The following is a 9313-nucleotide window of genomic DNA, read 5'->3' as shown; positions in this document are numbered from 1 at the left end:
GTGAACGAGTACGGGCCCACGGAGACGGTGGTGGGTTGCTGTGTGTTCGAGGTGGCGTCCGGTGACCGGGTGGGTGATGCGGTGCCGGTGGGTCGTCCGGTGGCGAACACGCGGTTGTACGTGCTGGACGAGTGTCTGCAGCCGGTGCCGCCTGGTGTGCCGGGGGAGTTGTACATCGCGGGTGCGCAGGTCGCGCGCGGGTACGTGGGCCGTCCTGGGTTGACGGCGGAGCGGTTCGTGGCGTGCCCGTTCGAGGCGGACGGCGGCCGGATGTACCGGTCGGGGGACGTGGCGCGGTGGAGTACGGAGGGGCTGCTGGAGTACCTGGGGCGGGCGGACGAGCAGGTCAAGGTCCGGGGCTTCCGGATCGAGCCGGGTGAGGTCGCGGCGGTTCTGGCGGGGCATCCGGGGTTGGCGCAGGCGGCGGTCGTCGCGCGGCAGGACACCCCGGGCGACACCCGGCTGGTGGCGTACGTGGTGGCGGACGACGAGGACGCGGACGCGGTCCGGTTGTCGGGTGCGGTGCGGGAGTTCGCGGAGGAGCGGCTGCCGTCGTACATGGTGCCGTCCGCCGTCGTCGTCCTGGACGCCCTGCCGTTGACCGTGAACGGCAAGCTCGACCGCAAGGCCCTGCCGGCGCCGGAGTTGACGGCCGGGGGCGGCCGTGGTCCGGCCACGGTGCAGGAGGAACTGCTCTGCCAGGCCTTCGCCGAGGTCCTCGGCCTGCCGGCGGTCGGGGTCGACGACGACTTCTTCACCCTCGGCGGTCACTCCCTGCTCGCGATCTCCCTCGTCGAGTACCTGCGGACCCGCGGGGTCGCGGTGTCGGTGCGGACGCTCTTCCAGACGCCGACCCCGGCCGGCCTGGCTTCGGTGGCCGGCCCGCAGGAGGCCGAGGTCCCGGCCAACCTGATCCCCGTCGGCGCGACCGAGATCACCCCCGCGATGCTGCCGCTGGTCGAGCTCGACACGGCCGACATCGAGCGGATCGTGGCGCGGGTGCCGGGTGGCGCCGGCAACGTCGCCGACGTGTACCCGCTCGCACCGCTCCAGGAAGGCATCTTCTTCCACTACCTGATGGCTGTTCAGGAGGGTGGTGGAGCCGATGTGTACGCGTCCCCGACGGTCCTCGGCTTCGACACCCGCGAACTGTTGGACGCCTTCCTCGGGGGACTCCAGCAGGTGGTGGACCGGCACGACATCTACCGCACGGCGATCGTCTGGGAGGGCCTGCGCGAGCCGGTCCAGGTGGTCGCGCGCCGGGTCGAACTGCCGGTCGAGGAGATCGCGATCGACGGGCACGGCCCGGAGCCGGTGCAGCAACTGCTGGCCGCCGCCGAGCAGCCGATGGACCTCGGCCGGGCGCCGCTGATGCGGGTGTTCACCGCCGCCGAGCCGGACAGCGACCGCTGGTTGCTCCTGCTCTGCATCCACCACCTGGCGCAGGACCACACCACCCAGGACGTCCTGCTCGGGGAGCTGCGGGCGATCCTGTCCGGCGACGGCGACGCGCTTCCGGAGCCGCTGCCGTTCCGCAACTTCGTCGCGCAGGCCCGCCTCGGCGTGCCGCGCGAGGAGCACGAGCGGTACTTCACCGAGCTGTTGGGCGACGTCGAGGAGACGACGGCCCCGTACGGGCTGCTCGACGTGTACGGCGACGGCGCGGAGTCGATCCGCGCACAGCTCCCCCTGGGTGAAGAACTGGCCGTACGTGTACGCGACTTGGCGCGATCGCGGGGAGTGAGTGCGGCGACGGTCTTCCACCTGGCGTGGGCGCGGGTACTCGCGACCGTCTCGGGCCGGGACGACGTGGTGTTCGGCACCGTGCTCTTCGGCCGGATGAACGCCGGGCTCGGCGCGGAGCGGGTCCCGGGCCTCTTCCTCAACACCCTCCCGGTGCGGGTCCGCGTCGGCGAGGCGGGCGTCGGCGAGGCGCTCGACGGCCTGCGCCACCAGCTGGCCGAGCTGCTGGTGCACGAGCACGCGCCGCTCTCGGTGGCGCAGCAGGCCAGTGGTGTGCCCGGAGGCAGCCCGCTGTTCACCTCGATCTTCAACTTCCGGCACATCCAGGCCGCGGCCGAGCGGCGAGGCGGTCGGATCGAGGGCCTGACCGCGATGTTCTCGCGGCAGCGCACCAACTACCCCGTGGACGTGGCCGTCGACGACCTTGGAACCGGGTTCCTGCTGAGCGTCGAGGCGGTCGCCCCGGTCGACTCGGAGCAGGTGTGCGCGCTGCTGCACACCTCCGTTGACAACCTCGTCACGGCCCTCGAAAGCGCCCCGGCGACGCCGCTGGGTGAGATCGGCATCCTGGGCGAGTCCCAGCGCCGAATGCTGCTGACGGACTGGACGGACACCGGCGCCGCCCCCGCGTCGGCGCTGGTGCCGGCGTTGTTCGCGGGTCGGGTGGCGGGGTCGCCGGGTGCGGTGGCGGTGGTGTTCGAGGGTGTGGAGGTGTCGTACGGGGAGTTGGATGCGCGGGCGAACCGGTTGGCGCATCAGTTGGTGGCGATGGGGGTGGGTGCGGAGTCGGTGGTGGGTCTGTGCCTGCCGCGGGGTGTGGACATGGTGGCGGCGATCCTCGCGACCTGGAAGGCGGGGGCGGCGTATGTGCCGTTGGATCCGGAGTATCCGGCGGAGCGGCTGGAGTTCATGCTCGCGGACAGTGGTGCGTCGGTCGTCATCGGCAGGGGTGGTCTGTCCCTGGACGATCCTCAGGTCTTGGCGAGGCCGTCGACGGCTCCGGACGTCGTGGTGGGTGCGGAGCAGCTTGCCTATGTGATTTACACGTCGGGTTCGACGGGTGTGCCGAAGGGTGTGGCGGTTTCGCACGGTGCGGTGGCGTCGATGGTGGCGGCGTTGTCGCCGGAGCTGGGTGCGGCGCCGGGGGTGCGGGTGTTGCAGTTCGCGTCGTTCAGTTTCGACGCGTCGGTGCTGGACCTGGCCGTGACGCTCGCCAATGGCGGGACGCTGGTGGTGGCGTCGGCGGCGGAGCGTGCGGACACGGCCCTGCTGGCGCGGATGCTGCGTGACAGCCGTGTGAGCGCGGCGAGCGTCGTCCCGTCCTTGCTCGCGGTCCTGGACCCGCAGGCTGTGCCGGGGCTCGGAACGCTTCTGGTGGGTGCGGAGCCGATCAGCCGTGAGCAGGCGCAGCTCTGGTCCGAGCACCGGCGGTTGGTGAACACCTATGGTCCGACGGAGTCGACCGTGATGGTGACGGCGGGGCGGATCGACGGTACGGAGTCGGCGGTGCCGATGGGCGCGCCGGTGGCGGGTGCCCGGGTCTATGTGTTGGACGAGCGTTTGCAGCCGGTGCCGGTGGGTGTGCCGGGTGATCTGTATGTCGCGGGCGGGCAGTTGGCGCGTGGGTATGCGGGCCGGGCGGGGTTGACGGCGGAGCGGTTCGTGGCGGCGCCGTTCGGTGGCGTGGCGGGCGGGCGGATGTATCGCACCGGTGACCGGGCGCGCTGGACGGCGGACGGTCGGTTGGTGTTCGCGGGGCGGGCGGATGAGCAGGTGAAGATCCGCGGGTTCCGGGTGGAGCCGGGTGAGGTGAGTGCGGCGCTGTCGGCGTGTGCCGGCGTTGCGCAGGCGGCGGTCGTCGCCCGTGAGGACACCCCGGGCGACACCCGGCTGGTGGCTTACGTCGTCCCTGCCGACGGCCGGACTGCCAGCGGACTCCCGGCCACGGTGCGGGCGTTCGCGACCGACCTGCTGCCGTCCTACCTGGTCCCGTCCGCCGTCGTGGTCCTGGACGTGCTGCCGCTGACGGTGAACGGGAAGCTGGACCGGAGGGCCCTGCCCGCCCCCGAGTACGCCGCAGGAGGAGGCCGTGCCCCGGCGTCGGTGCAGGAGGAGATCCTGTGCGCCGCGTTCGCCGAGATCCTCGGCCTGCCGGCCGTCGGGGTGGACGACGACTTCTTTGCCCTCGGCGGGCACTCCCTGCTCGCGGTCTCGCTGGTGGAGTTGTTGCGCGGCCGGGGTGTGTCGGTGTCGGTGCGGGCGTTGTTCCAGAGCCCGACCCCGGCCGGTCTGGCGGCCACCGTCGGAGCGGACCGGGTCGTGGTGCCCCCGAACGCGATCCCGGCGGACGCGACCGAGCTCAGCCCGCGGATGCTTCCGCTGGTCGAGCTGGACCAGGCCGAGATCGACCTGATCACCTCGGCCGTCCCTGGCGGCGCGGCCAACATCGCGGACGTCTACCCCCTCGCCCCTCTCCAGGAGGGCCTCTTCTTCCACCACCTGCTCGCCGGCCGCGACGGCGTGGACGAGGACGTCTATGCGGTGCCGGTCACACTCGCGTTCGACTCGCGCGAGCGCCTGGACGCCTTCCTCGCCGCCCTCCAGCAGGTCGTGGACCGGCATGACATCTACCGCACCGCCATCGTCTGGGACGGGCTGCGCGAGCCCGTCCAGGTGGTCCTTCGCGATGCCGAACTTCCCGTCCAGGCAGTGGTGTTGGAGGCAGGTGGCGCGCCCGTGCGTGAGCAGCTCCTCGCGGCGGGCGGATCGTGGATGGACCTGGGCCGCGCACCGCTGATGCGGGTGCACATCGCCGCCGAACCCGGGAGCGACCGATGGGTGGCTCTGCTCCGTATCCACCATCTGATGCAGGACCACACGACGCTGGACGTGCTGCTCGGCGAGCTGCGGGCGATCCTGTCCGGCGAGGGGGACTCGCTGCCCGAGCCGCTGCCCTTCCGGGAGTTCGTGGCACACGCCCGGTTGGGCGTGCCGCGCGAGGAGCACGAGCGGTTCTTCGCCGACCTCCTCGGTGACGTCACCGAGACCACGGCCCCGTTCGGGTTGCTGGACGCGCACAGCGGTGGCTCGGCCGCGTTGGACGCGTCGCTGCCGGTGGGCGATGAACTGGCGACCCGAGTCCGCGAGTTGGCTCGACGACTGGGTGTGAGTCCGGCGACGCTCTTCCATCTCGCCTGGGCGCGGGTGTTGGCGGCGGTCAGCGGACGCGACGACGTCGTCTTCGGCACGGTGCTGTTCGGCCGGATGAACGCCGGCGCCGGCTCCGACCGAGTGCCAGGGCTGTTCATCAACACCCTGCCGGTTCGGGTCCAGGTCGGCGAACTCGGCGCGGCCGAGGCGCTGTCCGGCATGCGGCAGCAGCTCGCCGAGCTGCTGGTGCACGAGCACGCCCCGCTCACCCTGGCGCAGCAGGCCAGCGGTGTGCCCGGCGGCAGCCCACTGTTCACCTCGATCCTCAACTACCGGCACCGTCAAGGGGCCGGCCAGGGGGCCGGTGCGGCCCTCGAAGGCATCACCGGCCTGGGGTCGGACGGCCGGACCAACGACCGCACCAACTATCCCGTGACCGTGGCCGTGGACGACGACGGGACCGGCTTCGTGCTCACCGTCCAGGCGGTGGCCCCGGCCGATGCGGAGCAGGTGTGTGGGTTGCTGCGGACGGCGGTTGCGGGTCTGACGTCGGTGTTGGAGGAGTCGCCGGAGTCGCGGTTGGGTGCGGTGGATGTGGTGGGTGGGGTTGAGCGGGAGCGGTTGTTGGCGGGGTGGCAGGTGCCGGCGGTGGAGGGGCCGGTGGGGATGTCGGGGACGTTGGTGGGGTTGTTCGAGGCGCGGGTGGTGGAGTCGCCGGGTGCGGTGGCGGTGGTGGCTGATGGGGTGGGGGTGTCGTACGGGGAGTTGGATGCGCGGGCGAACCGGTTGGCCAGGTGCCTGATCGGTCGTGGTGTGGGTGTGGAGTCGGTGGTGGGGGTGGTTGCGGGCCGGTCGGTGGAGTTGGTGGTGGGGATGTTGGCGGTGTTGAAGGCGGGTGGGGCGTATCTGCCGGTGGATCCGGCGTATCCGGATGAGCGGGTGGCGTTCACGCTTCGGGACGCCGGCGCGGAACTGGTGGTGTCGTCGGGGGATTTGCTGGGGCGGTTGTCGGGGTTCGGGGTGCCGGTGGTGGCGGTGGACGGTCCCGAGGTCTTGGCGCTGGAGGGTGGCCCGCTGTCCGGGGCGGAGCGTTCGGTCGTGTTGCCGGATCATCCGGCGTATGTGATCTACACGTCGGGGTCGACGGGGCGTCCGAAGGGTGTGGTGGTGTCGCACCGGGGTGTGACGGGGTTGTTCGCGCAGTCGCGGGGCCTGTTCGGGTTCGGGGCGGGGGATGTGTGGAGCTGGTTCCACTCGTTCGCGTTCGACTTCTCGGTGTGGGAGTTGTGGGGGGCGTTGTTGCACGGGGGGCGGGTGGTGGTGGTTCCGTTCGAGGTGTCGCGTTCGCCGGAGGAGTTCCTGGCGTTGGTGGAGCGCGAGGGGGTGACGATGGTGAGTCAGACGCCGTCGGCGTTCTACCAGCTCCTTGCGGTGGAGGGCGACCGGCCGGGGGCGTTGGGGTCGGTGCGGGCGGTGGTGTTCGGCGGTGAGGCGTTGGATCCGTCGCGGCTGGCGCCGTGGTGGGCCCGGCATGCCGACGGCGGTGGTCCGCGGTTGGTGAACATGTACGGGATCACCGAGACGACCGTCCATGTCACCTTCCAGGAGTTGGACTCCACGACGTCCGGGAGTGCGGTGGGCCGCGGGCTGCCGGGGTTGCGGGTGTTCGTCCTGGACGGGGGTCTGCGGCCGGTGCCGGTGGGGGTGGCGGGTGAGGTGTATGTCGCGGGCGGGCAGTTGGCGCGCGGCTACCTCGGCCGGGCCGGTCTGACGTCGGAGCGTTTCGTGGCCTGCCCGTTCGAGACGGGCGGCGGACGGATGTACCGGACGGGGGATGTGGCCCGCTGGAGCGCCGACGGGCGGTTGGTGTTCGCGGGGCGTGCGGATGAGCAGGTGAAGATCCGCGGGTTCCGGATCGAGCCGGGTGAGGTCGCCGCGGTCGTGGCGGAGCACCCGGACGTGGTCCACTCCGCGGTCGTGGCGCGCGAGGACACGCCGGGTGACAAGCGACTGGTCGCCTACGTCGTCACGAACGGGCTGGGATCGACGGAACTCCAGGACCAGGTACGCGAGTTCGTCTCCTCGCGTCTGCCGTCGCACATGGTGCCGTCGGCGGTGGTGGTGCTGGACGCGCTGCCGCTGACGGTGAACGGGAAGCTGGACCGCAAGGCCCTGCCCGCCCCCGAGTTCACCGGATCGGGAACGCCGGGCCGCGCGCCGGCGAACGCCCAGGAGGAGCTGCTCTGCCAGGCGTTCGCCGAGGTCCTGGGCGTGGAGGCCGTCGGCGTCGAGGACGACTTCTTCGCCCTCGGCGGCCACTCCCTCCTCGCGGTGTCGCTGGTCGAGCACTTGCGGGCGCGCGGGGTGTCGGTGTCGGTGCGGGCGTTGTTCGGGTCGGCGACGCCGGCCGCGCTGGCCGCCGCCTCCGGCGCCGAGCCGGTGCGGGTGCCGGCGAACCGGATCCCGGCCGACGCGACCGAGATCACCCCGGACATGCTGTCCATGGTGGAGCTGGACGCCGCCGAGATCGCGCGCCTCGTGGCGCGTGTTCCGGGGGGTGCGGCGAACGTCGCCGACGTCTACCCGCTCGCGCCGCTCCAGGAGGGGATCTTCTTCCACCACCTGATGAGTGAGCGGGGCGAGGCGGCGGACGTCTACGCGATGCCTTTCGTCCTCGGGTTCGACTCCCGGCAGCGGCTGGACGCGTTCCTCGACGCCCTCCAGCAGGTCGTGGAGCGGCACGACATCTATCGCACCGCCATCGTCTGGGAGGGGCTGCGCGAGCCCGTCCAGGTGGTGCAGCGGAAGGCGGTGCTGCCGGTCCAGGACGTGACCTTGGACCCCGGGGGTCCTGCCGCGGTCGAGCAGTTGTCGGCGGCCGGCGGCGGGTCGATGGACCTGGGCCGTGCTCCGCTGATCGAGGTGTACCGCGCCGCCGAGCCGGGCACCGGACGCTGGCTGGCGCTGCTGAGGATCCACCACCTGGTGCAGGACCACACGACGATGGAGGTCCTGCTCGGGGAGCTGCGGGCGATCCTGTCCGGGCGCGGCGACTCGCTTCCCGCGCCGCTGCCGTTCCGCGACTTCGTGGCCCAGGCGCGGCTCGGGGTGGCGGACGAGGAGCACGAGCGGTACTTCGCCGGCCTCCTCAGTGACGTCACCGAGCCGACCGCCCCGTTCGGGCTGCTCGACGTGCACAGCGACGGCACCGGTGTGGAGACGGCGCAGCTGGACGTGGACGCCGACCTGGCCGTCCGGGTGCGGGAGGCCGCCCGCCGGCATGGGGTGAGTGCGGCCACGGTGTTCCACCTCGCCTGGGCTCGGGTGCTGGCGGCGGTCAGCGGGCGCGAGGACGTGGTGTTCGGGACGGTGCTGTTCGGCCGGATGAACTCCGGTGCCGGGGCCGACCGGGTGCCGGGTCTGTTCCTCAACACCCTGCCGGTCCGGGTGCGGACCGGTGCGGTGGGTGTGGGCGAGGCGCTCTCGGGAGTGCGGAGCCAGCTGGCCGAACTGCTGGTGCACGAGCACGCGCCGCTGTCGCTCGCCCAGCGGGCGAGCGGCGTGCCGGGTTCGAGTCCGCTGTTCACCGCCATCTTCAACTACCGGTACGACCGCGCTGCGCTGGAGGAGACCGGCAGCGGGCTCGACGGCGTGACGCTGCTGACCTCGCAGGACCACACCAACTATCCGCTGAGTGTGGCCGTCGACGATCGAGGGAGCGGATTCACCGTCAGCGTCCAGGCGGTCCGGACGGACCCGGGCAGGGTGTGCGATCTGCTCCACACGGCGCTCGGCCACGTGGTGGCCGCGCTGGTCGAGGACCCGCAGGTGCGGTTGGCGTCGGTGGAGGTGCTGGACGAGGCCGAGCGGCGTCGGGTGCTGGTGGAGTGGAACGACACGGGTGCGGGTGTTCCCCAGGTGACGGCGGAGCGGTTGTTCGAGGCGCAGGTGGCGCGGACGCCACAGGCGCCGGCGGTTGCGGGGGACGGGTTCGAGGTGTCGTACGCGGACCTCGACGCACGGGCGAACCGGCTGGCACACGAGTTGATCGCGATGGGCGTGGGTCCGGAGTCGGTGGTGGGTTTGTGTCTGCCGCGGGGTGTGGACCTGATCGCGGCGATCCTGGGGGTGTGGAAGGCCGGGGCGGCGTACCTGCCGCTGGACCCGGAGTACCCGGCGGAGCGGCTGGAGTTCATGCTCGCCGACAGCGGAGCGTGCCTGGTGATCGGCCGGACGGACGGGTTCGCGCACGGCGTGCCCACGGTCGAGTTGGACGACCCGGAGGCGGCGGCCCGGTTGGCGGCTCGGCCGGTGGTGGGTCCGGGTGTGGGGTCGGTGGTGTCGCGGTTGGCGTATGTGATCTACACGTCGGGGTCGACGGGTCGTCCGAAGGGGGTGGGGGTTTCGCATGCGGGGTTGG

1 protein-coding gene is annotated in these 9313 nt (G+C 72.0%); it reads left to right on the top strand.

Annotated elements, in window-relative coordinates; genetic code table 11:
• Positions 1-9313: non-ribosomal peptide synthetase (locus J5Y04_RS40880; protein WP_307853563.1), on the top strand; the 9313-nt coding region annotated here is incomplete at its 3' end.

The sequence above is a fragment of the Kitasatospora sp. RG8 genome (genome assembly GCF_017813315.1).
GTDB lineage: Bacteria > Actinomycetota > Actinomycetes > Streptomycetales > Streptomycetaceae > Kitasatospora.
Note: the sequence above shows the minus strand (reverse complement) of the source record. Positions and strands in the feature narration are given on the sequence as shown.